This window comes from Skermanella mucosa, from assembly GCF_016765655.2.
GTDB classification, from domain to species: domain Bacteria; phylum Pseudomonadota; class Alphaproteobacteria; order Azospirillales; family Azospirillaceae; genus Skermanella; species Skermanella mucosa.
In genome coordinates this window covers 2,975,051-2,999,721 of sequence record NZ_CP086106.1, presented here as the reverse complement: position 1 = coordinate 2,999,721, position 24,671 = coordinate 2,975,051, and the positions used below count along the sequence as shown (strand labels likewise).

24 protein-coding genes and 1 tRNA gene are annotated in these 24,671 nt (G+C 68.4%); 12 read left to right on the top strand and 13 right to left on the bottom strand.

The window, feature by feature from the left end:
- Positions 1–3 precede the first annotated feature (3 nt).
- The 3 genes from JL100_RS13705 (at position 4) to JL100_RS13695 (ending at position 2,250) form a co-directional block, all read left to right on the top strand.
- Positions 4–408: a DUF1850 domain-containing protein gene (locus JL100_RS13705; RefSeq protein ID WP_202680256.1), complete on the top strand. Its 405-nt coding sequence runs from the start codon at positions 4–6 to the stop codon at positions 406–408.
- Positions 409–505: 97 nt separating this feature from the next.
- A complete protein-coding gene (locus tag JL100_RS13700) occupies positions 506–1,975 on the top strand; it encodes a sodium:proton antiporter (RefSeq protein WP_228421244.1) in 1,470 nt (489 codons plus the stop codon).
- A gap of 98 nt (positions 1,976–2,073) precedes the next feature.
- A complete protein-coding gene (locus tag JL100_RS13695; RefSeq protein ID WP_202680254.1) occupies positions 2,074–2,250 on the top strand; it encodes a hypothetical protein in 177 nt (58 codons plus the stop codon).
- A gap of 27 nt (positions 2,251–2,277) precedes the next feature.
- Here JL100_RS13695 and JL100_RS13690 read toward each other — a convergent pair whose 3' ends face one another.
- The 6 genes from JL100_RS13690 to JL100_RS13665 form a co-directional block, all read right to left on the bottom strand.
- Positions 2,278–3,102, bottom strand: coding sequence for a universal stress protein (locus JL100_RS13690; protein ID WP_202680253.1), 825 nt, complete (start codon positions 3,100–3,102; stop codon positions 2,278–2,280).
- Positions 3,103–3,179: 77 nt separating this feature from the next.
- A complete protein-coding gene (plsY, locus tag JL100_RS13685; RefSeq protein ID WP_202680252.1) occupies positions 3,180–3,812 on the bottom strand; it encodes a glycerol-3-phosphate 1-O-acyltransferase PlsY in 633 nt (210 codons plus the stop codon).
- A gap of 28 nt (positions 3,813–3,840) precedes the next feature.
- On the bottom strand, positions 3,841–5,067 hold the full coding sequence (locus tag JL100_RS13680; protein WP_202680251.1) for a dihydroorotase: 1,227 nt from the start codon (positions 5,065–5,067) through the stop codon (positions 3,841–3,843).
- Positions 5,067–5,828 carry an aspartate carbamoyltransferase gene (locus JL100_RS13675; protein WP_202680250.1) on the bottom strand — a complete coding sequence of 254 codons (762 nt, stop codon included), beginning with the start codon at positions 5,826–5,828 and terminating at the stop codon, positions 5,067–5,069. Before JL100_RS13675 ends, JL100_RS13680 begins: the two co-directional genes overlap by 1 nt.
- Before the next feature lie 44 nt (positions 5,829–5,872).
- The gene (locus tag JL100_RS13670) at positions 5,873–6,370 is read right to left on the bottom strand and encodes a hypothetical protein (protein ID WP_202680249.1); all 498 of its coding nucleotides are present in this window, start codon (positions 6,368–6,370) and stop codon (positions 5,873–5,875) included.
- Positions 6,370–6,738, bottom strand: coding sequence for a DUF6152 family protein (locus JL100_RS13665; protein WP_202680248.1), 369 nt, complete (start codon positions 6,736–6,738; stop codon positions 6,370–6,372). Before JL100_RS13665 ends, JL100_RS13670 begins: the two co-directional genes overlap by 1 nt.
- 254 nt (positions 6,739–6,992) lie before the next feature.
- Here JL100_RS13665 and JL100_RS13660 point away from each other — a divergent pair, with 254 nt between their 5' ends.
- Positions 6,993–7,949, top strand: coding sequence for a hypothetical protein (locus JL100_RS13660; protein WP_202680247.1), 957 nt, complete (start codon positions 6,993–6,995; stop codon positions 7,947–7,949).
- Between the two features lie 77 nt (positions 7,950–8,026).
- A complete protein-coding gene (locus JL100_RS13655) occupies positions 8,027–9,406 on the top strand; it encodes a transglycosylase SLT domain-containing protein (protein WP_202680246.1) in 1,380 nt (459 codons plus the stop codon).
- Here the strand turns inward: JL100_RS13655 and JL100_RS13650 are convergent, their stop codons facing one another.
- From JL100_RS13650 to JL100_RS13640, 3 genes are all read right to left on the bottom strand, one after another.
- Positions 9,407–10,645 (bottom strand): CaiB/BaiF CoA transferase family protein, encoded by a 1,239-nt coding sequence (locus JL100_RS13650; protein WP_202680245.1) that lies wholly within the window; start codon positions 10,643–10,645, stop codon positions 9,407–9,409.
- A gap of 82 nt (positions 10,646–10,727) precedes the next feature.
- Positions 10,728–11,678 carry a transcriptional regulator GcvA gene (locus JL100_RS13645; RefSeq protein WP_202680244.1) on the bottom strand — a complete coding sequence of 317 codons (951 nt, stop codon included), beginning with the start codon at positions 11,676–11,678 and terminating at the stop codon, positions 10,728–10,730.
- Between the two features lie 113 nt (positions 11,679–11,791).
- A complete protein-coding gene (locus tag JL100_RS13640; protein WP_202680243.1) occupies positions 11,792–13,021 on the bottom strand; it encodes a cytochrome P450 in 1,230 nt (409 codons plus the stop codon).
- Between the two features lie 238 nt (positions 13,022–13,259).
- Between JL100_RS13640 and JL100_RS13635 the strand changes: the two genes are divergently transcribed.
- The gene (locus tag JL100_RS13635; RefSeq protein ID WP_202680242.1) at positions 13,260–13,496 is read left to right on the top strand and encodes a DUF1127 domain-containing protein; all 237 of its coding nucleotides are present in this window, start codon (positions 13,260–13,262) and stop codon (positions 13,494–13,496) included.
- 27 nt (positions 13,497–13,523) lie between these two features.
- On the opposite strand, the gene JL100_RS13630 is transcribed toward JL100_RS13635, so the two are convergent.
- The 3 genes from JL100_RS13630 to ruvX all read right to left on the bottom strand — a co-directional run bounded on the left by JL100_RS13630 (position 13,524) and on the right by ruvX (position 15,405).
- Positions 13,524–13,799, bottom strand: coding sequence for a LysR family transcriptional regulator (locus JL100_RS13630; RefSeq protein ID WP_202680241.1), 276 nt, complete (start codon positions 13,797–13,799; stop codon positions 13,524–13,526).
- Between the two features lie 106 nt (positions 13,800–13,905).
- On the bottom strand, positions 13,906–14,829 hold the full coding sequence (locus tag JL100_RS13625) for an AEC family transporter (RefSeq protein ID WP_202680240.1): 924 nt from the start codon (positions 14,827–14,829) through the stop codon (positions 13,906–13,908).
- Positions 14,830–15,405: a Holliday junction resolvase RuvX gene (gene ruvX, locus JL100_RS13620; RefSeq protein WP_202680239.1), complete on the bottom strand. Its 576-nt coding sequence runs from the start codon at positions 15,403–15,405 to the stop codon at positions 14,830–14,832. It abuts the gene before it with no gap.
- A 119-nt stretch (positions 15,406–15,524) separates the two neighbouring features.
- Here ruvX and gatC point away from each other — a divergent pair, with 119 nt between their 5' ends.
- The 5 genes from gatC to JL100_RS13595 all read left to right on the top strand — a co-directional run bounded on the left by gatC (position 15,525) and on the right by JL100_RS13595 (position 20,291).
- On the top strand, positions 15,525–15,812 hold the full coding sequence (gene gatC / locus JL100_RS13615; RefSeq protein ID WP_201080879.1) for an Asp-tRNA(Asn)/Glu-tRNA(Gln) amidotransferase subunit GatC: 288 nt from the start codon (positions 15,525–15,527) through the stop codon (positions 15,810–15,812).
- Positions 15,812–17,383 carry an amidase family protein gene (locus JL100_RS13610; protein WP_202680238.1) on the top strand — a complete coding sequence of 524 codons (1,572 nt, stop codon included), beginning with the start codon at positions 15,812–15,814 and terminating at the stop codon, positions 17,381–17,383. Before gatC ends, JL100_RS13610 begins: the two co-directional genes overlap by 1 nt.
- 30 nt (positions 17,384–17,413) lie before the next feature.
- Positions 17,414–18,868: an Asp-tRNA(Asn)/Glu-tRNA(Gln) amidotransferase subunit GatB gene (gene gatB, locus JL100_RS13605; protein WP_202680237.1), complete on the top strand. Its 1,455-nt coding sequence runs from the start codon at positions 17,414–17,416 to the stop codon at positions 18,866–18,868.
- A gap of 83 nt (positions 18,869–18,951) precedes the next feature.
- Positions 18,952–20,118: a trans-sulfuration enzyme family protein gene (locus JL100_RS13600; protein ID WP_202680236.1), complete on the top strand. Its 1,167-nt coding sequence runs from the start codon at positions 18,952–18,954 to the stop codon at positions 20,116–20,118.
- A gap of 83 nt (positions 20,119–20,201) precedes the next feature.
- Positions 20,202–20,291: transfer RNA gene (locus JL100_RS13595), tRNA-Ser, on the top strand.
- A 105-nt stretch (positions 20,292–20,396) separates the two neighbouring features.
- Here JL100_RS13595 and glgP read toward each other — a convergent pair.
- A complete protein-coding gene (glgP, locus tag JL100_RS13590; protein ID WP_202680235.1) occupies positions 20,397–22,085 on the bottom strand; it encodes an alpha-glucan family phosphorylase in 1,689 nt (562 codons plus the stop codon).
- A 177-nt stretch (positions 22,086–22,262) separates the two neighbouring features.
- Between glgP and ppsA the strand changes: the two genes are divergently transcribed.
- Positions 22,263–24,671, top strand: coding sequence for a phosphoenolpyruvate synthase (gene ppsA / locus JL100_RS13585; RefSeq protein ID WP_202680234.1), 2,409 nt, complete (start codon positions 22,263–22,265; stop codon positions 24,669–24,671).

The window sequence follows — 24,671 nt, the reverse complement described above, 5'->3', positions numbered from 1 at the left end:
GCGATGGCGGCTCCGGCGGCGGCCCTGTGCATCGCCCTGGCCGGCGCTTCGGCCGCGGGCGCGCCGCTGGCGCGTCTTCCGGTCGAAGCCTTCTCCCTGGGATGGACCCACTCGGTCGAGAAGATCGAGTGGCGGGAGGATTGGCGGATCGTGGACGGGCGCCTGCTGGTCGAGGAGGCGCGCGTGCGCGGCAGCGGCGCCGGGATGGAGGTGCCGGACGGGGCGAGGCTGGTGGACGGCTCCTGGGTCTACCGGCCCGCGGTTCCGCCCCTCGACCGCCTGGACCTCGCCAACTCCGGCTTTACCGCCGACTACCGGATCTGCTCCGCGGAGGGCTGCCGCGATCTGGCGGCCGTCACCGGGGTCGCGGACCGGCCGCTGACGCTTTTCGCCTGCCCGGCCCGGTGAGGGCGGCTTTCAGCTTGGCTTGTATCGTATCCGGCGGCATACTCCGCCGCCTTACCGAATGGCTTGTCGAAAATTGCCGAGATACATGGAAAGCGACGTGACAGCACCCCTCCGCCGCATCGTGGGTGCGCCCGGCGCCCTCGTTGCGCTGTTCATCTCCTGCCTCGTGCTCACCTTCCCCGAGCTGGCGGCGGCGGCCGAAGCGGCGGGGGAGCATGGCGGCGCGCCCCATCTGGACGGAGCGTCGCTGGGGCTGCTCTGGGTCCTGCCGTTCGCGGGGATCCTGCTCTCCATAGCGCTCTTCCCGCTGCTGGCGCCGAACATCTGGCACCATCATTTCGGCAAGATATCGGCCTTCTGGGCGCTGTCCTTCCTGGTCCCGTTCGCCCTGACATATGGATTCGACCTCGCCCTTTACGAGGTCCTTCATACCGTCCTGCTGGAATACATCCCCTTCATCGTGCTGCTGCTGGCCCTGTTCACGGTGGCCGGCGGCGTCAGGGTGACCGGGAGCCTGACCGGCACGCCGATGGTGAATACCGGCATGCTGCTGCTCGGCACCGTGATCGCGAGCTGGATGGGCACGACCGGGGCCGCCATGCTGCTGATCCGCCCGCTGCTGAAGGCCAACGACGGGCGGCGCCACAAGGTCCACGTGGTCGTCTTCTTCATCTTCCTGGTCGCCAATATCGGCGGATCGCTGACGCCGCTGGGGGACCCGCCGCTGTTCCTGGGCTTCCTGAAGGGCGTCGACTTCTTCTGGACGACGCGGCAAATGCTGCTGCCCATGGCGCTGATCTCAGCGGTCCTGCTGGTGATCTTCTTCGCGATGGACAGCTTCCTCTATACCAGGGAGCCGCCCCGGAAGGAGAAGCCCCGGGATGCCGAGAAGCTGGGCATCGAGGGCGGGATCAACATCCTGCTGCTGGTGGGCGTGATCGCCGCGGTACTGCTCAGCGGCGTCTGGAAGCCGGGCATCGGCTTCGAGGTGTATCATGTGCATGTGGACATCCAGAACGTCGCGCGGGACGTCCTGCTGATCGGGATCGCGCTGCTGTCGCTGAAGCTGACCAGCAACGAGAGCCGGCAGCTGAACGCCTTCAGCTGGTTCCCGATCCTGGAGGTCGCCAAGCTGTTCGCCGGGATCTTCCTGACCATCATCCCGGCCATCGCGATCCTGCGGGCCGGAACCGACGGCGCGCTCAGCGGCATCGTCACCGCCGTCACGACGCCGGACGGGCAGCCGGTCAACTACATGTATTTCTGGGCGACCGGCATCCTGTCGAGCTTCCTGGACAATGCGCCGACATACCTGGTGTTCTTCAACACGGCGGGCGGCGACCCGATGCACCTGATGCACGACGTGCCCAACACGCTGCTGGCGATCTCGGCCGGCGCGGTGTTCATGGGCGCCAACACCTATATCGGCAACGCGCCGAACTTCATGGTCAAGGCGATCGCCGAGGAGCGCGGGGTCAACATGCCCAGCTTCTTCGGCTACATGGCCTGGTCGGGGCTGATCCTGATCCCGCTGTTCGCGCTGACGACGGTGGTGTTCTTCCTGTAGGGGCGTGACAGGAGCTGCCGGGACCTGTTGGGAACCCTGCCGCCCCCGCCGAGACGGCGAGGATCGGCAGTCCCATCAAACCAGGCCGGAGAAACGCCATGACGAAGGGCACGCACAGCGAAGAGATCGATCCCTTAGGCAAGCCGACCCATGGGAACGAGCAGCCGATCGGAACCGGTCCGAACGCACGCAACAGGATCGAGGCCGAACGGCAGGGCCAGGACAACAAGGCGAAGGGCGCCGAAGGGCGCAAGGCCGGACCCGGGCAGTCCTGACCGGCTTCCGGCCCGGGTGCCCTAGGGTCAGTGCGACATCAGGACGGGCAGGTCCATGTGGCCCAGGATGTGCCGGGTCACCCCGCCGATGATCAGTTCCCGAAGGCGGGAGTGGCCATAGGCGCCCATCACCAGGGCGTCGCAGTCCAACTCCCCGGCGACCTGGAGGATGATCTCGCCGACGCTCGAGTCGTTGTCGTTGATGTTGTTGCGCAACGTGACGTTTACGTCGTGCTTGGACAGGTAGTCGCAGATCTCGGCGCCCGAGGGGTCCGGCTTGCCGGGCCGCTCGATGGTCAGGACGGTCACGGCTTCCGCGTCGGACAGGAAGGGGATCGCGTCGCGCACGGCGCGCCCCGCCTCGCGCGTGTTTTTCCAGGCGATCAGCGTGTGCTTGCCGGAAGTGGGGGTCCGCCGTTCCCACGGCAGGACGATCGTCGGGCAGGCCGCCTGCATCGGCAGCTGGTCGGGGATCTGGAGGCGGACGCGGTCCTCCAGGTTCGCCGGGTGCGACTGGCTGACCACGGCCAGATCGACGAACGGGGTCCGCCGGGCCAGCAGGGTGACGTGGTCGCCCTCCTCGACCCGGAAGGAGTAGGTCACGTCGGCGCAGTGCCTCCTGACCTCGTGCTCGACCTCATCCGCCTTCTCGTGGGCGATGGCCGTCGCCTCGGCCAGATACGCGTAGGAGGCGCCACGTCCGGTGATGCCGGCCGGCATCGTGACCGGGGTGGCGATGTACAGGATCTCCAGATGGGCGTCGAAGCGCTTCGCCAGCTCGATCCCCCGGTGGAGGCGGTCGGCGTGCTGCTCGTCGTTGGCCATGTGGAGCAGGATGGATTTGATCGGCATGGCTGGACGCTTCTCCCCGGGGTCAATCTCGACGGCAACGATAGTCCCCCGTGCCAAGGGGTGGCAACTCCCGCCTGTCAGGAAGCGGATTCGGCCTTCTTCTTCGACCCGATCCTGGGCTCCTCGCCCTTGAGCAGGCGGCGGATGTTGGCGTGGTGGCGGATATAGACCAGCAGCGCGATGAAGGCGCAGAGCTGGCCGACCTGGGGACCTGCGAAGTACCAGCCGGTCAGCGGACTGATTCCCAGCGCCACCAGGGCCGACAGGGACGAATAGCGCAGCGCGAAGGCGACCAGCAGCCAGGTGAGGCAGGCGATCACCCCGACCGGCCAGGAGATGGCCAGAAGGACACCCAGCGCCGTGGCGACTCCCTTGCCGCCGTTGAAGCCGAGCCAGACCGGAAAGGTGTGCCCGAGCATCGACCCGGCCCCCGCCAGCACGGCGGCGTCGGGACCGAATTGCTTGGCGATCAGGACGGCGAAGGCGCCCTTGCCGCTGTCCAGGATGAGGGTCAGCGCGGCGAGCGGCTTGTTGCCGGTGCGCAGGACGTTGGTGGCGCCGATATTGCCGGAGCCGATCTTCCGGATGTCGCCGTAGCCGGCGATCCGGGACAGCACCAGGCCGAACGGGATCGACCCCAGGAGATATCCCGCGACGGCGGCGGCGAGCAGGTAGGGCCAGGAGAAACCCCAGCTTATCGGATCGGGCATGCTGCTGAATTCCGGTTGATCGAGGGGATCATGCGTCCAGGTTGAAGACGGTGGCGCCGCCGACGACGGTGCGGGTGGCGCGGCCGGTGACGGGACGGCGGTCGAAGGGCGAGTTGCGGGCGCGGCTTGCGAAACGGGCGGCATCGACCCGCCACAGCCGGTCGGGATCGAACACGGTGAGGTCGGCGGCCTTTCCCGGGGCGAGGCGCCCGAGCGGCAGTCCCAGCAGATCGGCCGGATTGCAGGTCACGGCGGCCAGGGCCCGCAGCAGCGGCAGCTTGCCGTTGTGGACCAGTTCCAGCAGCAGCGGCAGCAGGGTTTCCAGGCCGACGATGCCGCAGGCGGCGTCCACGAAGGGAACATCCTTGCGGTCGTCCGGGTGGGGCCTGTGATCGCTGGCGACGGCGTCGATGGTGCCGTCCGCCAAGCCTTCCACGACGGCGCGCCGGTCCATCTCCCCGCGGAGCGGCGGCGACAGCTTGGCGGCGGTGCGGTAGCCGATGACGTCGGTCTCGGTCAGAGCGAAATAGGCCGGCGCGGTGTCGCAGGTGACCGGCAGGCCGCGCCGCTTGGCGTCGCGGATCGCCTCCACGGCGGCACCGGTCGAGACGTGGGCGACGTGGTAGCGGGCTCCCGTCAGTTCGACCAGGCGCAGGTCCCGCTCGATCAGGATGACCTCGGCCTGGGCCGGGATGCCCGGCAGGCCCATGCGGGTCGCCACTTCGCCGGCGTTCATCTGGCCGCCTTCGGCAAGGGCCGGTTCCTCCGGGTGCTGGATGACGGGGCGTCCGAGGCCGGCCGCGTAGCGCAGCACGCGGAGCATGACGGCCGCGTCGGCGATCGCGGCTTCGCCGTCGGTGAAGGCCAGGGCGCCGGAGCGGGCGGCAAGCGCCATCTCGGCGAGGCCGCCCGATCCGTCGGTGGCGCGGCCGTAATGGAAAGTGCGGACGGGAGAGCCGGAACCGTGGCCCGCGCCCGGCGGCAGGCAGACCATGGCGGTGACGCCGCCGGCCGCGGCGGCCTCGTGGGTCGCCTCCTCCCGGTTTCCGGCCGTCACCCGCATGTCGATCAGGCCCGGCGCCAGGCACTGGCCGCCGAGGTCGATCACCTCGATCCCGTCCGGCACGCCGTCGGCGAACAGCCCCGGGCCGAGGTCGGCGATCACTTCGCCGTCGGTCAGCAACGCCCCCGCCGCGTCGAGGCCGGTGGCGGGGTCCAGCAGCCTCGCATTCCGGTACGCCATGCGCCGCGCCATCACGCAGCCTCGCGGGTGACATGGTCGAGGCAGGCGGCGATCGCCGAGGCCAGGGTCGCCTGATCGGTCCGGACGAGGGGCGCCTTGCCGCTGATCTCGAAGACCTCGTCGAACTCCCGCCGCGACGGGACGAGGGTGCCAAGAGATTGCCCGGCATCGAGCGGGTAACGGATCACCGCGTCGGCCCCGCGCAGGCCGTCCCCCGGGAGGTGGTGGACCTCGGCGCCCAGCCGGTCGATTTCGGGAGGCAGCAGGGTCGGGGGTGCCACCACGCGGACGAAGGCGCCCAGCGCGTTCAGCATGTGGATCGACGACAAGGCCGCGCCATGGTGCAGGATGTCGCCCGCGAGCGCCACGACCCGGCCCCGCAGGTCGCCCAGGCGGCGGCGCATCTCCACGGCGTCGGCCAGCGCCCGGACGGGATCCTCGTGGCCGCCGTCGCCCGCATTGACGATCGCGCAGGGAGCGTGGCTCGCCACCCATGGGACGCCGCCGGGTCGGGCATGCCGGACGAGTGCCGCGGCGCAGCCCGGCAGATCGTCGGAAGCCTCGCCGCCGAGCCGGAGCACGGCCGTCTCGAAGGCCGCGCGCAGGGGTTCGGCATCGGCCGGGAAAAGGCCGCCGACGCGGCGCCCGGCGAGCGGCCGATCCGTGGGCGGATCGTCGGCTCGATCGAGCAGGATTGTCAGCTCCGCGGCCGGCATGCCTTGCAGAGCCAGCAGGTGACGGGGGCGACCGGGAGCGCGCGGCGGGATGGTCATGATGGGGCGGGACTATAAGGACGTGGTTCCCGCCCCGCAATCACCTAGAAATAGGCGATCAGACGCCCCAGGGTCGCGGTGCCCGCCCATACCCCGGCGGAAACGAAAGCTCCCGCCATCGCGGGAGCGGGCGACGGGACCTCCGCGTTCCAAGTCTCCACCCCGCGCCACGGTATCACGTGGAAGACGACGATGTTGACGAGGCCCAGGCCGATCAGGCCCAGCTTGTAGACGAAGACCGGATTGTTCCAGACGGCCGTGGCATCGGCGGTGAACAGCAGGAAGCCGGTCACGGCCGCCACCGCGAACCCGCCTGCGGCGATCGGCAGCAGGAGCCGCGCCAGCGCCGCCACGGGCAACGACCGGGCGACGCCCATGATCCGCAGGTCGAAGGCGAAGATGCTGCCGACCATGGCGACGACCGCCAGCACATGCAGGACGTTGGCGGCGGGATAGAGCCAGAGGGCCTGGCGGAGCGTCTCGCCCAGCGCGGAATGCTCCAGGGCGAGCGCCCAGGCCGGCCCGGCGCCGGCGTGCTCCATCAGCGCAGCTCGACCGACTTGCCGTCGACCCGGATCCGCTCCGCCCGCAGCTCCGCCGGCTCGTTCTTGTGGACATAGCCGTCGAGGCTGACCGTCTGTCCCTGGCGCAGCGTGCCGTCAGGCAGTCCCCGGGTGGTCATGCGCGAGGGCGGTGCCAGCACGATGAACCAGGTCTTGCCCTGCGCCTCCAGCTGGATCGAGGTGTGGGGGTTGCCGAAGGACACGGACTGGACGGTGCCGTCCAGGGTCGTCAGCGCGGTGCTGTCATAGCTGCCCCAGCCATGGTGCGCCAGGGCCGCCGGCGTGGCGGCCAGGACGCCCAGGGCCGCCGCGGCGGCCAGCGTGGTGCGTTTGTCTGTCAGTATCATCGGGATCTCCCGGTGCAGGACTGCCAATGCGCTTCATATAGGGCTGGAGAACGGCCGGGAGCGGATTTTTCACGCGGCGGCGCGGGGGCCGATCCCCGAATATACCTAAATCGATATAATATATACTTGGAGAAAAACCGTAGACGAGGCGAATTTGATTGTATCGGTTACTGTAGATCGGCGTGAACTGCTTCACTGATCCGGCTTCAAGTCTTGTGATTTCGTGCGCTCCTCAAGACGAAGGAGGCGAAGAGATGCACGACATCACCGTAAGACTGAAGGGACTTTCGCTGCTGACGCTGGCCCTGGCGCCGCCTGCCGTGATCCTGGGCGGCGTGCTGTTCGCCGGCATGCTGGTGCTGGAAGCCGGCCGGGCGACGCGGGAAAGGATCGAGACCGTCGTCCAGACCGTGAACGGGGAGATCATGCCGAGGCTGGAGACGATCGGGCGGACCTATGGCGGGGTGGCCGACAGCCTGGAGCGCTTGAACGGCCAGATCGACGGCGTTTTCCAGCGGCTGGGAAGCATACAGGACCTGCGCATCGAGGCGGGGCAGCTCGGCTTCGCCGGCGCGCGCCAGATCCAGGTGCCGTCGCGCACCGTCTCGTTCGGGAGCGGCTTCGCGAAGATCGACGTGGAAACGGGAAAGCTGCTGAACGAGACGCTGCCGGCCATCCGCATTCCCGACCGGCCGGTCACGATCCCGATCGGCCCGCTGCGCGATGCCTTCGCTCCGCTGGGGCCGGGCGGTCCGATCGGCCGTGCCGTCCAGGCGGCGCAAGGGGAGATCGGCAAGGCGGTCGGCGAGGTGAGGAAGCTCGGCGAACCGGTGGGCGCCCTGGTCGATACGGCGGCCGGCTGGTTCGGTCCGCTCCGGCAGACCCTGGCCATGCTGGGGTTCGTGATGACGGCGATGGTGTCCGCCGTGGTCGTGCTCATCGCGCTTTATGTCGGGGCCGGCATCTGGCTGGCGGTGCGCCGCCGCGCCGAGGCCGCGGCCGCGTACCGGACCGGCGGGGAGCTGGGCTGCGTGATGTACGTCCATCGCACGCTGATCCTCGACGGGCTGGCCCAGCTTCGCGGGCGCGACCCGTCGGCCAAGCCTCCGGCCGATGACCTGAACGGTGTCGTCGAGCGGCTCCGTGCCGAGGTGGCGGAACTGCGCGCGGAGCTGGGCCGCACCCGCATGGTCGCCTGCGCGGCCGAGTGAAGGCGACGGCCGCCCGGCACGGGGCCTAGTCCGAGTCCGGGTCCGCCGGAGCGGCCATCCAACCGGAGGAAACGACAATGTCCAGGAACCATCATGACACCGACCGGGCCGCGCGCCGCGCGGCACCGCTCCTGACGGCCTGCATGACGGCGGCTCTCCTCACCGGCTGCGTGACCGGGCTGGCCGGCAGGGAGGGCGAACCCCTGGAGCCGCGGGTCACCGCCGGAACTCGGGCAGCCCCCGTGGTGCAGGCGGTCTATCCCATCGCCGCGACGGCACCTCCGGTGCCTCTGGGACCCTCCGCGGAGGAGCAGCGGGCCATGGCCATGCTGGCGGAGGCGGTCAGCGACATGCATACCGAGATGTGGGGGCAATGCGCCGCTTTCTGGGGCGAGGAGAACGCCCTCCTGCCGACCCGCAAGGAGTGGGTCTTCTACGAGGACGGCTGGCTGAGCCGCGGCGTCTCGGACTTCGAGCACGGGGAGTTCCTGGCCCAGGTCCTGGTCGAGCCGGAAGACGAGGCGGGCGCGGGGGAAGCGGCGGGGCTGGAGCGCCTTCGCAAGGTCGTGGACAGGGCGCTGACCGACACGTCTACCGACCTGCCGGGGCGCGACCGTGTCCTGGAGAAAGCCATGGGCATGATGGAGGAGCAGGGCATGCCCTTGCCCCCGGACTGGGCGGACGCCGCCGGCCCGGAGGAGCCCGGCGGCCGGGCCGTGCTGGCCGAGATCCTGCCGGCCGATACCGCCCGGAGCCTGTCGCCCGAAACGGTGACGAGGACCGCCGTCGTCGGCGAGGACGGCCGGGAGCGCACCATGCTGAGCTACCGCATTCCCTTCACGGAAGGAGCCTATGCGAAACTGGCCGCGCGGTACGCGGAGGCGGTGTTCCGGGAATCCGGCGAGTTCGGCATCCCGCCCTCGCTGATCCTCGCGGTCATCGAGACGGAGAGCGCCTTCAACCCGCGCGCCCGTTCCCATATCCCGGCCTTCGGCCTGATGCAGTTGGTGCCGACCAGCGGCGGGCTGGACGCCCATCGGTTCGTCAACGGCGAGTCCGCCCCGATGCTCAACCCCGAAACGCTGTATGACGTCGATACCAACGTCAAGCTCGGCACCGCCTACCTGAAGCTGCTGGATACCCGCTACCTGAAGGATGTCGAGCATCCTGAAAGCCGGCTCTACAGCGCCATCGCCGCCTACAACACGGGGGCGGGCAACGTGGCGCGGGCGTTCAACGGCACGACGAACATCGGAAGGGCGGCTCCCCTAATCAACCAGCTCCCGCCGGAGGAGGTGTTCGACCATCTCAGCGAGCGGCTGCCCTTCGAGGAGACCCGGCGTTACCTGGTGAAGGTGACCGAGGCCCGCAGGCGCTACCGGGACTGGGACCGGGCTGCGGAGGAATCGGAAACGGTGGCCCAGGCCGCCGTCGATCCGGACGTCGAGACGCGGTGATCAGATGATGCCGGCTTCCCGCATCCGCCGGACCTCGGCCTCGTCCAGCCCGAGCCAGTCGCCGAACACCTCGTCGGTGTGCTGGCCCAGCGTCGGCGGAGCGTGGCGGTAATCGACCGGCGTGTCGGAGAACCGCATCGGGCTGGCGAGCAGGTGGACCGGCTCGGGAGCCAGCGGATGGGGCAGGGCGATCTCCATGCCCCGGGCCTTCACCTGCGGATCGTCGAACACCTGGTCGATCCGGTTGATCGGGCTGCACGGGACGCCCAGGGGCTCCAGGCCCTTCAGCCAGTGGTCCCGTGGCCTGGTCGAGATCACTTGGCGCAGGGTCGGGATCAGGTCGTGCCGGTTGCGCACCCGCAGCTCGTTGGTGGCGAAGCGCGGGTCGGTCGCCAGTTCCGGATGGCCGGCGAACTGGCAGAACTTCGCATACTGGCCGTCGTTGCCGACACCCAGGATGATGTAGCCGTCGGAAGCCGGGAAGGCTTCGTAGGGAACGATCGTCGGGTGCGCGTTGCCCATCCGCGGCGGCGTCTCGCCGCTGGTCAGGTAATACTGGCCGGCATAGGACAGCCAGGCGACCTGGGTGTCCAGCAGCGCCATGTCGATATGCTGTCCCTTGCCGGTCCGGGTGCGGTGGTGCAGCGCCGCCAGGATGGCGACGAGGCCGTACATCCCGGTCATCAGGTCCGCGATGCCGACGCCCAGCTTCTGCGGGTCGCCGTCCGGCTCGCCGGTCACGCTCATGATCCCGCCCATGGCCTGGACCAGGAAATCGTAGCCCGCCCGGGGCGCATAGGGGCCGGTCTGACCGAACCCGGTGACCGAGCAGTAGATCAGTCCCGGAAACTCGTCCTTCAGTTGCTCGTAGCCGAGATTGTACCGGCTCAGCGTCCCGACCTTGTAGTTCTCCAGCAGGATGTCGCTTCGGGCGATCATGCGGCGGGCCAGGGCCTGCCCCTCCGGCTTGGTGAAGTCGAGTGTGATCGACCGCTTGTTGCGGTTGGCCGACAGGTAATAGGCGCTCTCCGTCGTGTCGTTGCCGTCGGCGTCGCACACATAGGGAGGTCCCCATTTCCGCGTGTCGTCGCCCTGGCCGGGCCGCTCCACCTTGACCACGTCGGCGCCCAGGTCGCCCAGCACCTGGGTGGCGCTGGGACCCGCCAGGACGCGGCTCATGTCGAAGACCTTCAGCCCGGCGAGCGGACCGGAGGGGGCGGGACGGGTGGTCGATGTCATGGACGGTGCATCCGGCAGCGGAGAGGGAAATTCACGGGGCTGGGAAACGGCGGGTCGTCGCCCTTTTATAGGGACTGGCCGGTTATAGGGACTGGCCGGCGCCGTTGACAAGCGCGGCCGCCGTGCCCGCGCGATCCTCTGCCTTCCTGTAGTCACGGGCCTCGCCGCAAACCCAGTCATAGAAGGCCGCCACCTTGGGCCGGTCGAAGTAGCGGGGCGGGGCCACGAAGTAATAGGCCAGCTCGGTCGGCAGGGTGATACCGAAGGGAGCGACCAGCCGGCCGGCATCCAGGTCGTCGGCCGCCAGCACGCGCCGCGCCAGGGCGATGCCGTGGCCGGCCACCGCGGCCTGAAGCACCAGGGCCGAATCCGTGAAGCGGGGACCGCGGGCCGCGTCCACGCCGCGCACGCCGGCCGACTGGAGCCACATGGTCCAGCCGATCAGGAAATCGTCGTGCAGCAGGGTGAACCCGGCCAGGTCTTCCGGCTTGCGCAGGTGTTTGGGGCTTTCGAGCAGGGCGGGCGAGCAGACCGGGAAGATGTCCTCGGTCAGAAGCTTCTCCGCCCGCACCCCGTCCCAGCCGCCGCGCCCGAACCGGATCGCCGCATCCACGTCCTGCTGGGTGAAATCGACCATCTGCGGCGTCGTGGACAGCAGGACGTCCAGGTGGGGGTGTCGCTCCTGGAAACGAGGCAGCCGGGGGACGAGCCATTTGGCGGCGAAGGAGGCGATGGTGCTGATGGTGAGCGAGCCGCCGCCGTCGGCGGCCTTGAGCTTCGCCGTCGCGTCGGCGATCTGGTCCAGCGCTTCCCGCAGCGGCGGCAGGTAGCCCTGGCCGGCCTCGGTCAGCACCAGCGCCCGGTTGAGCCGCCGGAACAGCGGCACGCCCAGCACGTCCTCCAGCCCCTTGATCTGGTGGCTGATCGCGGCCTGGGTCACGTTCAGCTCCTCCGCCGCCCGGGTGAAGCTGAGATGGCGCGCGGCGGCCTCGAAGGCGCGTATGGCGTTCAGCGGTGGCAGGCGGCGGCCCATGGTCCAGTTCGATGATTAGTTTTGCTCATGGAGTCTATGGGAAGGCCGGACCGGGATGCAAGGAGGCTAAGCCCGCCGGCCGCGGTTCCCATGAGCGGCGCGCGCAAGCTTCGTCACCACCTCGCTCCCATCCTAGCCAATCCGCGGATGGTGAAGTTCGGCTGCCAGGCCGGGGCGTCGATATCGTCCAGCCGCAGGCCGGGCAGCCGGCCGATCAATCCCGCGAAGGCTTCCTGCCCCTCGATCAGGGTCAGCTGGGCGCCGAGGCAGTAATGGATGCCGCCGCCGAACGACAGGGGCCTGACGTCGGGCCGGCCGACATCGAGCCTGTCGGGGTCGGCGAACATCACGGGGTCGCGGTTCGCGGCTCCCAGCAGGCAGAGAACCACCTGATCCTTGGCGATCCGCACCTCGCCCATCGTCACGTCCTCGAAGGCGGTCCGGCTGACGAACTGGACCGGGGAATCGAAGCGAAGCAGCTCGTCGACCGCCGTGGGAAGGAGACTGGCGTCGGCTCGCAGCCGGGCGAGTTCTCCCGGGTGGCGATGGAGCGCCAGCAGGCCGTTACCGATGAGGTTCCGTGTCGTCTCGTGTCCGGCGACGAACAGGAGCCATATGTTGGCCAGCAGTTCGTCGTGCGTCAGCCCGCCGGCTTCGTCTTCCACATGCAGGAGCGCGGTGATCAGGTCGTCGGCGGGATCGCGCCGGCGGAGGGCGAACAGGTCGGTGAAATAGGCGAACTGTTCATCGAACATGGTGTTGGCCTCGTCGATCTCCCTCCGGTCCATGGGAACAGGGTCGAGCATCCTGGTGCTGGCGGCGGCCGTGTTCCTGAAGCGCCACCGGTCGGCGGTCGGGATGCCAAGCATGTCGCAGATGACGTTCACCGGCAGTACCTGGGCGAAGTCGCGGATGACGTCCATGGTCCCCAAGGGTGCGATGCTGTCCAGCATTTGCGCCACCATCGACCGGATCCCGGGCCGGAGCCGTTCGACGCGCCTGGCGGTGAAAGCCTTGCTGACGAGGCCGCGGAGCCGGGTGTGCGTCGGCGGTTCCTGCATGAGCATGGTGGCGCCCAGCCTGCGGAACACTGTTTCCGCCATCATCCCGGGACCGTAGCGGTGCTCGATCACCAGCTCGTACCGGCGGCCGAACCGCCTGTCCTTCAGTATGGAGGCGCAAAGCTCGTAGCCAGTCGCCAGCCAGTATCCGCCGGCGGCGTCCCAGCGGATCGGACCGTCCCTTCCGAGGCGGCGGTATGCCGGATAGGGATCCCGGATGAAGTCCGGATCCCGCGGGTTGAATACCGGCTTCGTGCCTTGCTGCTGCGATCGTTCGGGCATGGCGACACCTTCGTCGATTTGCTTCCGGGCAAATGGAAGTAAAGCACGAAGAGCGTCCCGCTCCTGTAAACAGCGTCACACAAGCGGATTAGTTTTCCTAATTGGTTTTATGAGAAAGCGTCGTTTGTGCGCAAGAACCGGGTCGCGCAAATATTCGGTCATCACGATGATGTCCCTCGATGATGACCGGCCGAAGCCGGAGCCGCCCCGACCCCGCTTTCGCATGAGGAGAGCCAAGATGACCGTCGGTATTCGCAAGTTCGCACCCCTTGCTTTCGACATCAGCCTGAAGAGCGCCAGCCTAAAGAGCATCAGCCGCCTTCTGGTGACCGTCTTCGATACCTTGCTGGACTGGCAGGACCGGGTTCGGCAGCGCCACCGCCTGGGCGAGATGGACGATCACCTGCTGCGCGACATCGGCCTGTCCCGTGCCGATCTGGAACGGGAAGCGGCCAAGCCGTTCTGGCGCGCCTGACGGCTGCCCGCCGGGCGACGGGCCGGCTCAGTCGCGGTCGACCCGTTCGCTGATCAGGTCGCCGGTCACCGAGGCGATCTCGTCCAGCGCGCTGGTCAGCCGCGGCAGGTAGCGGCGCCCGTCCCCGGTCAGTTCCAGGCCACGGGCGAACCGACGGAACAGGACGACGCCAAGCCAGCTTTCCAGCATCTTGACATGATGGCTGATCGCCGCCGGGGTCACGCCCAATTCATGCGCGGCACCCGTGAAGCTGCCATGCCGCCCCGCCGCCTCGAACGCCCTGATAGCGGTGAGGGGCGGCAAATGCCGGCTCTGTCGCGTTTCGCAATCCAACCTCTGTACCACCCCCGACCCATTCGGCTCCGGATGACCCGTTCTGCCTTGAAACAGTCCGGGAGGGACTGAGGTTTCATCCGAACAGCAGCAATGCGAGCGGAATGGAGGGCAGGGCCAGGACCGTCTGGAGGGTGATCGTGCCGGCCATCAGCCGGGCGTCGCCGCCCATCTGGCGTGCCAGCACATAGGCGGACGCTGCGGCCGGCAGGCTGTTGAACAGCACCGCCACCGTCAGTGTCAGGCCGTGGACCCCGAAGACGGCGCCGTACAGCGCCGTCAGCCCCGGGACGACCAGCAGTTTCGTCAGCGACGACTGGAGCACGGCCCCTCCGGCGGAACGCGCCGCCGCGAGGTCCAGGCCGGCGCCGACCGCCAGCAGGCCGAGCGGCAGGGCCGCGTCGCCCAGGATCTCGAAGACGGGGCCGATCAGGGGCGGCCGGCCGATGCCGCTGAGGTTGAGCGCCGCTCCGGCCGCGACGCCGATGATGATGGGGTTGCGCAGGATGCCCAGGGCGACCGCCCGGATCGAGCTGCCGTTGCCGGAACCGTAGCGGGACAGCACGATCACGCACAGCACGTTGACCAGCGGCACGACCGTCGCCAGACCGATCGCGAACAGCGTGACGCCGGGCTTGCCGAACAGTGCCGCGGCGGCCGCCAGCCCGACGAAGGTGTTCGGCCTCACCGATCCCTGGAAGACGGAGGTGAAGGCGGGACCGTCGGGATGGAGGTGCCTGCGCAGCAGGAGCAGGAACAGGGTGGTGGTCAGGATCGCCGAGACCAGGGCCAGTCCCATGGGGAGAACCGCGAGGTCGCCCAGGTTCGCCCTGGACAGGTTGTCCAGCAGCAGGAGCGGAAAGAAGATGTAATAGGTGAGCTTCTCGACCGGCACCCAGGCTTCGTCCGGGACGAACCGGCGCCGGCGCAGCACGTATCCCAGCAGGATCAGGATGAAGATCGGCGTGAGGGCGGTGAAGACGATGAAGATCTGGGACATTCAGGAATTGCCGTCTTCGGTCCCTTCCTCCCCGCCGCTTTCCCGGTCGAAACGTTCCTGTTCGAGCCGTTCCTCCTCGGCCAGCCGCGCCGCCGCGCGCATTCCCGCGAGCGCGTCGAGCGCGCCCTGGAGGATGTAGGCGGCAGCCATCTTGTCCACCACTTCGGCGCGGCGCTTCCGGGGCATGTCGGCGTCGATCATCATGCGCTGGACCGCGCTGGTGGACAGCCGCTCGTCCCAGAACGCGATCTCCTGCTCCCCGCCGAGGATGTCCCTGTGCTCCAGCATGCTGGCGCCGAACTGCCGGGCGCGCTCGGCCGAGGGCCCCTCGCTGCCGTCCATGTTGACCGGCAGTCCGATCACAACGGCGCCGACCTCCCGGTCCTTGATGATCCGGGCCAGTTCGCGCGCGTCCACCGTGAACTTGGTGCGCTTGATCGTGCCGATCGGCGACGCCACGGAGAATCCGGGGTCGGAGATCGCCATGCCGATGGTCTTTGTGCCCAGGTCGAGCCCCAGCAGCCGCTTGCCGCGGGGTACGACGTCGAGAAGGTCCGTGAGCTTGCGGATCGCCATATCGGGTGTTACTTTCGGCACACAGTCATAAAGGCACACTGCCGGAAAATTACCATTTTCTGCCGTCGGCCGGGGCAGTGCTCCGGCACGAGGCGTTCGCGGACGGAGAGACTTACCCCATGTCGCTCGATAAGGCCACCGTGGCGAAGATCGCCCACTTGGCCCGCATCAAGGTGCCCGAGGCCGACCAGGACCACCTGGCCGGCGAACTCAGCAACATCCTGAACTTCGTCGAGCAATTGAACGAGGTCGATACCGTCGGCGTGCAACCGATGACCAGCGTGGCACCCCACAAGCTGCGCCGCCGACCCGACGCCGTCACCGACGGCGGCATCCGCGACGCCGTGCTGCTCAACGCCCCGGACAGTGCCGAGGGCTTCTTCGTCGTGCCGAAGGTTGTCGAGTGATGACGGATCTGACCAAGCTGACCATGACCGAGGCCCTGGCCGGGATGGCCAAGGGCGAGTTCACCAGCGTCGAGCTGACCGAGGCGCATGTCCGCGCCGTGGAAGCGTCGCGCCCCCTGAACGCCTTCATCACCGAGACACCGGACCAGGCGATCGCGATGGCCGAACGGGCCGACGCCCGGCGCGCCAAGGGCGAGGCCGGCCCGATGAACGGCCTGCCGATCGCGGTCAAGGACCTGTTCTGCACGGAAGGCTTCCAGACCACCGCCGGCAGCCACATCCTGGAAGGCTTCAAGCCCCCGTATGAATCCACCGTGACGTCCAACCTGTGGCGGGACGGCGCGGTCATGCTGGGCAAGGTCAACCTGGACGAGTTCGCCATGGGCTCGTCCAACGTGACCAGCCATTTCGGCCCGGTCGTCAGCCCCTGGAGCGAGGGTACCCTGGTGCAGCGCGACCTGGCGGAGGAGGGCGGCTTCCTGTCCGAACTGACCGCCGCCGTGCGCCAGCCGCGCCCGGTGCAGGAATGGCAGTGGACCCGCAAGCTGGTGCCCGGCGGATCGTCGGGCGGCTCGGCCGCCGCGGTGGCGGCGCGCTGCGCCATGGCCGCGACCGGAACCGACACCGGCGGCTCGATCCGCCAGCCGGCCTCGTTCGTCGGCATCGTCGGCATCAAGCCGACCTATGGCCGCTGCTCGCGCTGGGGCATCGTCGCGTTCGCCTCGTCGCTCGACCAGGCCGGACCGATGACCCGCACGGTCGGGGACGCCGCCCTGATGCTGGGCTCCATGTGCGGGTTCGATCCCAAGGATTCGACCAGCGTGGACATGCCGGTGCCGGACTTCCGCGCGGCGCTGACCGGCGACATCCGCGGCCTCAAGGTCGGCATCCCCAAGGAATACCGCGTCGACGGCATGCCGGCCGAGATCGAGAAGCTGTGGCAGCAGGGCATCGACTGGCTGAAGGCGGCCGGTGCCGAGCCGGTCGAGATCAGCCTGCCGCATACCAAGTACGCCCTGGCGACCTATTACATCGTGGCGCCGGCGGAGTGCTCGTCCAACTTGGCGCGCTACGACGGCGTCCGCTTCGGCCTGCGGGTCGAGGGCAAGGACCTGAAGGACATGTACGAGAACACCCGCGCCGAGGGTTTCGGGGCGGAGGTCAAGCGCCGCATCATGATCGGCACCTACGTGCTGTCGGCGGGATACTACGACGCCTATTACCGCAAGGCGCAGCAGGTACGGACCCGGATCGCGCAGGACTTCGAGCAAGCCTACAAGCAGTGCGACGTGATCCTGACGCCGACGGCGCCCAGCACCGCGTTCGCCATCGGCGAGAAGATGGACGATCCGATCGCCATGTACCTGAACGACGTGTTCACGGTGCCGGCATCGCTGGCGGGTTTGCCCGGCATCTCGGTGCCGGCGGGGCTGGCATCCGACGGCTTGCCGCTGGGCCTGCAGATCCTCGGCCGGCCGTTCGACGAGTCGACCGTGCTGCGGGTGGCCGGCGTGCTGGAGAATGCCGCCGGCTTCGACGCCCTGCCGCCCTTCGTCGCCGCCCGCGGCTGACGCCGACCCTGATCTTGAGGAAGTTGGACAATGACTAGTTTGATCAAGGGCGAGACCGGCGACTGGGAAGTGGTGATCGGGCTGGAAGTCCATGCCCAGGTCATTTCGAACGCGAAACTGTTCTCGGGAGCCTCGACCCTTTTCGGTGCCGAACCGAACACGCAGGTGAGTTTCGTCGATGCCGCGTTCCCCGGCATGCTGCCCGTCATCAACGAGCACTGCGTCGAGCAGGCGGTCCGCACGGGGCTGGGCCTGAAGGCGCAGATCAACCTGTTCTCGGTGTTCGACCGCAAGAACTACTTCTACGCCGACCTGCCGTCGGGCTACCAGATCAGCCAGTTCCAGCAGCCGATCGTGGGCAAGGGCGAGATCGTGCTGGACATGCCGGACGGCACCAGCCGCACCGTCGGCGTCACCCGCCTCCACCTGGAGATGGACGCCGGCAAGAGCGTCCACGACCTGCATCCGAGCCGCACCTATGTCGACCTCAACCGGTCCGGCGTCGCCCTGATGGAGATCGTCTCGGAGCCGGACATGCGCACCTCGGAGGAGGCCGCGGCCTATGTCCGGAAGCTGCGGGCGATCCTTCGCTATCTCGGCACCTGCGACGGCAACATGGAGGAAGGCTCCATGCGCTGCGACGTCAACGTGTCGGTGCGGCGGCCGGGCGAGCCCTACGGCACGCGGACCGAGACGAAGAACGTCAACTCGATCCGCTACGTCCAGATGGCGATCGACTACGAAGTTCAGCGCCAGATCGAGGTGATCGAGGGCGGCGGCACGATCGTTCAGGAGACGCGGCTGTGGGACACGACCAAGTTCGTGACCCGGTCGATGCGCAGCAAGGAGGAGGCGCACGACTACCGCTACTTCCCCGACCCCGACCTGCTGCCGCTGGAGCTGGAGCAGTCCTGGGTCGATGCGATCAAGGCGACCCTGCCGGAACTGCCCGACGACAAGAAGGCGCGCTTCATCAGCGACTACAAGCTGTCGAACTATGACGCCGGCGTGCTGGTCGCGGAACGGGCGAGCGCCGACTTCTACGAGACCGTCGCCAAGGGCCGCGATCCGAAGCTGGCCGCCAACTGGACCATGGGCGAGCTGTTCGGCGCGCTCAACAAGCAGGGCAAGGGGATCGATCAGTCGCCGGTCTCGGCCGAGGACCTGGGCGGCCTGATCGACCTGATCTCCGACAATACGATCAGCGGCCGCATCGCCAAGGACGTGTTCGCCGAGATGGTCGCGACCGGCAAGCCGGCGGCCCTGATCGTCGAGGAGAAGGGCCTGCGCCAGGTGACCGACACGGGCGCCATCGACAGCGCGATCGATGGCGTGCTGGCGGCCAACCCGGACAAGGTCGCCGAGTACAAGGGCGGTAAGGAGAAGCTGTTCGGCTTCTTCGTCGGCCAGGTCATGAAGCAGACCCAGGGCAAGGCCAACCCGGCCATGGTTAACGAGATCCTGACCAGGAAGCTGAACGGCTGACGCGACGCGGCGGGAATGCCGGGCCTTCGGGTCCGGCATCCTTTCTCATCCATCAAGAAAAACAATTCCAGGAGATCCCCGCGATGGCCGGCAAGCCCGACAGCCTGAAGCCCGAGACCCTTGCCGCCAACGCCCTGGGCTGGATCGATCCCAACACCGGCGCGATCGTTCCGCCGATCCATCCCAGCACGACATATCTCCGGGACCCCGACAACAGCTACGGGACCCACGGGCGGGTCTACAGCCGGGCCGACAACCCCACCTACGACCAGGTCGAGGCGCTGCTGAACCGGCTGGAAGGCGGGCAGGGGGCGCTGGTGTTCTCCTCCGGCATGGCGGCGGCGACCGCGCTGTTCATGGCGCTGAAGCCGGGCGACCATGTGGTGGCGCCCAGCGTCATGTACTGGTCGCTCCGCAACTGGCTGATCGACTTCGCCAGACCCTGGGGGCTGGACGTCGAGTTCGTGCCGAGCGCCGACATGGAGGCTCTCGGGCGCGCGGTGCGGCCGGGCAAGACGGCGCTGGTCTGGATCGAATCCCCGAGCAACCCGATGTGGGACGTGACCGACATCCAGGCCGCCTCGGACATCGCCCATGCCGCCGGGGCGCGGCTCGCCGTGGACAGCACCTCGGCCAGCCCGGTGATCACCCGCCCTCTGGCGTTCGGTGCCGACTATGTGATGCATGCCGGCACCAAGTACCTTAACGGGCACAGCGACGTGATCGCCGGCGCGCTGGTCACCGCCGCCGCCGACGACCACTGGAACAGGATCAAGGGTGTCCGCAAGGGATTGGGAGCGGTGCTGGGACCGTTCGAAAGCTGGCTGCTGCTGCGCGGCATGCGCACGCTTTATCCGCGGGTGCGGACCGCCTCGGCCAACGCGCTGGACGTCGCCCGCTACTTCGAGGGGCATCCCGGCGTCTCGGAGGTGCTGTATCCCGGCCTCCAGAGCCATCCCCAGCACGATATCGCCCGCCGCCAGATGACCGACGGGTTCGGCGGCATGCTGTCGATCCGCATGAGCGGCGGTGTCGCCGCCGCGGTCGCGGTGGCCGCCCACACCGAAGTGTTCACCCGCGCCACGTCGCTGGGCGGGGTCGAGAGCCTGATCGAGCACCGCGCCAGCATCGAGGGCGCGGACACGCCGGTCCCGGACGACCTGCTGCGCCTGTCGGTCGGCATCGAGGATGCCGAGGACCTGATCCGCGACCTGATCCAGGCGATCGAGAAGAGCCGTTCGGCGGTCTGAGGCGTTGCGGTAAAAAGGTAATGGAACGCGCACGATAGGGGCTTGCCGAACAAAGCCCCGCTCGCTATACAGAGCGCCGCGCTGGATAGGTGGCCGAGAGGCTGAAGGCACAGCTTTGCTAAAGCTGCGTGGGGGAAACCTCACCGTGGGTTCGAATCCCACCCTATCCGCCACTTCCTCATTCCGGGGCGACCGTGTCGCCAATATAGTCCGCCATTCCACTCGCCGCTACGCGCTCGGCCTCCGCCCGACGCATCGGCGCGGCCGACCGGGAGACCTCAGCGGAGATAGGCTTCCGACGCGTATCTCCGCATCATGCGCTGGCTGTTGAAATGGCTGGCGATCTTGCTGATCGACTGCTTCATCATCCAGATCCAGCGCGCGCGGTCGGCGTAGAACAGCGGCAGGACGTCGGTTTCCAGCTTGCTGTACAAGTCCTCGGCGTCGTCGTCGGCGGTGCCGAGGTCGGCGTCGCCGATGGCCCAGCCGGTGGTGCCGTCGATGCACGCCTCGATCCACCAGCCGTCCAGCACCCCCAGGTTCAGCACGCCGTTGAGCGCCGCCTTCATGCCGCTGGTCCCGGATGCTTCCAGCGGCGGCAGCGGCGTGTTCAGCCACACGTCCGGGCCGGAGGTGAGCGGCCGGGCCAGGTCCATGTCGTAGTTGGGCAGGAAGACCACCGGGACATCGCCGGCCAGGGCGTCCCGGCAGCGGTGGAGCGCCTCGATGATGCGCTTGCCGCCCTCGTCGCGCGGATGGGCCTTGCCCGCGACGACGACCTGGAAGGGATGGCGGCGCGCCAGTGACCGAAGCCGGTCGGGATCGCTGAACAGGAGGTCCAGGCGCTTGTAGCCGGTCATGCGCCGGGCATAGCCGAGGGTCAGGATGTCCGGTGACAGCCGGGTCCCGGTCTCGTGGGCGACGCGATCCAGAAGCGCCTGCTTGGCTTGCCGGTGGGCTTCCCAGACTTTCCGGTCGTCCAGTCCGTCGGCCCGCATCAGCGTTTCCGGCTCGTGGCGCCACTGGGGGAAATGGTCCTGGTAGAGGCGAGCGAAGCTCTCGCTGGTCCAGGTCTCCACATGGACGCCGTTGGTGATGGCATGGACCCGGTAACCGGGAAAGAGCTTCCGCGAGATCTCGGCGTGCCGCTTGGCGACGCCGTTGACGTAACCGCTGAGGTTCAGCGCAAGGCGGGTCATGTTGAGGCAATCGGGACCCGAGAACGCCTTGAGCGCCGCGATGTCCAGCGTGCCGTCCAGCTTGCGCACCACGAGATCGTAGGGGAAGCGGTCGTGGCCCGCCTCCACGGGGGTATGGGTGGTGAACACGCACTGCTGCCGCGCGACTTCCGGGTCGAACCCGGCATGTTCCGCCGGCCCGCCGTTGGGTTTGCGGTGCCCGTGCAGCAGTTCCATCGCCAGCAGGGCCGAATGCCCTTCGTTCATATGGTAGGTCTCGATTTCGAAACCGAGCGACCGCAGCAGGCGGTAGCCGCCGATGCCGAGCACGATCTCCTGGTCTAGGCGGTAGGCGTCGTCGCCGCCGTACAGTCTGGCGCAGATGTCCCGGTCCTCGGGCGCGTTCTCGTCCAGGACGGTGTCGAGGAGAAGGACGGGGATCTCGTAGCCGAGACTTCCCCGGTGTCGGTACAGCCAGGGCTGGATCCAGACGTCCCGGCCCTCGATGACGACGGCGACCTTGGCGCCCAGCTTCCTGGCCCAGCGTTCCGGTTCCCACGGGTCGGGATGTTCGACCTGCCGGCCCCCTGGGTCGATCTCCTGCCGAAGATAGCCCAGCCGGCTGATCAGGGTGACGAAGACGACCGGAAGCTCCAGGTCGGCGCAGGACCGCACCGTGTCGCCGGCGAGGATGCCGAGGCCGCCGGCATAGGTGTGGATCTCGGGGCGGAGCGCTATTTCCATCGAGAAATAGGCGATCCGGCTGCGGCGCGTGAATGCGTCGATCATGAGGTCTCTCCAGTTCTCTCCGTCCGGCGCCTGCCTGGCCGCACCGGGCGACGGCACCAGACCGGATCATGGCCGTCCTTGATCGAGGTTAAGGCATCGCCGATCGCCCCGCCTATCCTCCCCAGTGGACATACGGAAGTGTGATGCCGGGCTGAAGTATGATGATGGGGGGCTGCCATGCCGGACGAGGGCTATATCCGCTGGTTTTCCGAACTGGGACGCGACGACGTTCCGTCGGTGGGTGGCAAGAACGCCTCGCTCGGGGAGATGTACCGTAACTTGAAGCCGCTCGGCGTCGAGGTTCCCGATGGTTTCGCCCTGACCGCGGCCGCGTTCCGAGACGCCCTGACCGAGGCGGGGGCGTGGGACGGGTTGCACGGCCTGCTCGACGGGCTGGACAAGACGGACGTCTCCGGCCTCGCCAGTGCCGGGGCCCAGGCCCGGGAAATCGTCTATGCCGCGGGACTGACCCCGCGCATGGAGGCCGAGGTGAGGACCGCCTGGCGCAGGCTGCTGGCCGAGTATGGCGACGGCCTGACGGTCGCGGTGCGCAGTTCCGCCACGGCGGAGGACCTTCCCACCGCCAGCTTCGCCGGCCAGCACGAGAGCTATCTGAACGTGTCCGGGGAGGCGATGCTGCTCGACGCGGTGCGGCGCTGCCATGCTTCGCTGTTCACCGACCGTGCGATCTCCTACCGGGTGGACCAGGGATTCGACCATTTCAAGGTGGCCCTCTCGGTCGGGGTGCAGAAGATGGTGCGCTCCGATCTGGCGGCGGCCGGGGTGATGTTCACGCTCGACACGGAATCGGGATTCCGCGATGCCGTCTTCATCACGGGCGCCTACGGCCTGGGCGAGACGGTGGTCCAGGGCGCCGTCGATCCCGACGAGTTCTACGTGCACAAACCCACGTTCCGGGATGGCTACCGCGCTGTCCTGCGGCGCCGGCTCGGCGAGAAGCAGGTGAGGATGGTCTACCGGACGGGCCGCCCGCGGGAGCCGACGCGGATCGTACCCACGCCGCACGCCGACCGGGAGCGGTTCTGCCTGACCGACGCCGAGGTGCTGCGGCTCGCCGAGTCCGCCATCCGGATCGAGGATCACTACTGCCAGCCCATGGATATCGAGTGGGCCAAGGACGGGCTCGACGGCGGGCTCTACATCGTCCAGGCGCGGCCGGAAACGGTCGCGTCCCGCGGCAACGCGCTGGAACTGGAGAGTTTCGTGCCCGAGGGGAAGGGGAGGCCGGTGGCTTCCGGCCGCGCAGTCGGCGGGCGCATCGCCAGCGGTCCGGTGCGGGTGGTGACCGATGCCCACCACTTGTCGTCGTTCCGTCCCGGTGAGGTGCTGGTCGCCGACACCACGACGCCGGACTGGGAGCCGGTGATGAAGACCGCTGCCGCCATCGTCACCAACCGGGGCGGCCGCACCTGCCATGCCGCCATCGTCGCGCGGGAACTGGGGATTCCCGCCGTCGTGGGGGCCGAGCGCGCGACCGAGGCGCTGACCGACGGGCAGACCGTTACGGTGTCCTGCGCCGAGGGCGACACGGGCATCGTCTACGACGGCACCGTGCCGTTCCGGGTCGAGCGCGTCGACCTGAGCCGGCTGCCCCGGCCCCGGACGCGCATCCTGGTGAACCTGGGAAATCCCGACCAGGCGTTCCAGACCGCGCGGCTTCCGGTGGACGGCGTCGGACTGGCCCGCATGGAATTCATCATCGCCGAGTCCATCAAGGCGCACCCCATGGCGCTGATCCATCCAGAGCGCATCGAGGATGCCGGGGAGCGCGGCCGCATCGACCGGCTGATCCGCCACCATGCCGACGGCGGCGCCTATTTCGTGGAGCGCCTGTCGGAAGGGATCGGCACGATCGCCGCGGCCTTCTATCCGCGTCCGGTCATCGTCCGCCTGTCCGATTTCAAGACGAACGAATACGCGTCGCTGGTCGGCGGGCGGTGGTTCGAGCCGGTCGAGGAAAACCCGATGCTGGGGTTCCGAGGCGCCGCGCGCTATGCCCATCCGGCCTACGAGGAGGGGTTCGCCCTGGAGTGCAGGGCGCTTGCTCGCGTGCGCGACGACATGGGGCTGACCAACGTGAAGGTGATGGTGCCGTTCTGCCGCCGCTTGGCCGAGGCGGAGCGGGTGATCGACGCCATGGGACGCCACGGGCTGGAGCGGGGGGCGAAGGGGCTCGAGGTCTACGTCATGTGCGAGATCCCGAACAACGTGCTTCTGGTGGACGAGTTCGCCAAGCTGTTCGACGGCTTCTCCATCGGCTCCAACGACCTGACCCAGCTGACCCTCGGCGTGGACCGGGACAGCCCGCTGGTGGCCTTCGACTTCGACGAGCGCGATCCCGGCGTGCTCGCCTTCCTGCGGCAGGCGGTCGAAGGCGCGAAGCGGAACCGGCGGCCCTGCGGGATCTGCGGGCAGGCACCGTCGGACTATCCGGAGATCGCCGAGTTCCTGGTCCGGCTGGGCATAGACTCCATCAGCCTGACGCCCGACAGCGTGTTGAAGACGCTGCGGGCGGTCGTGGACCTGGAACAGGGGCTCGGCCGCGAGCCACGGGATTCCGCCTGA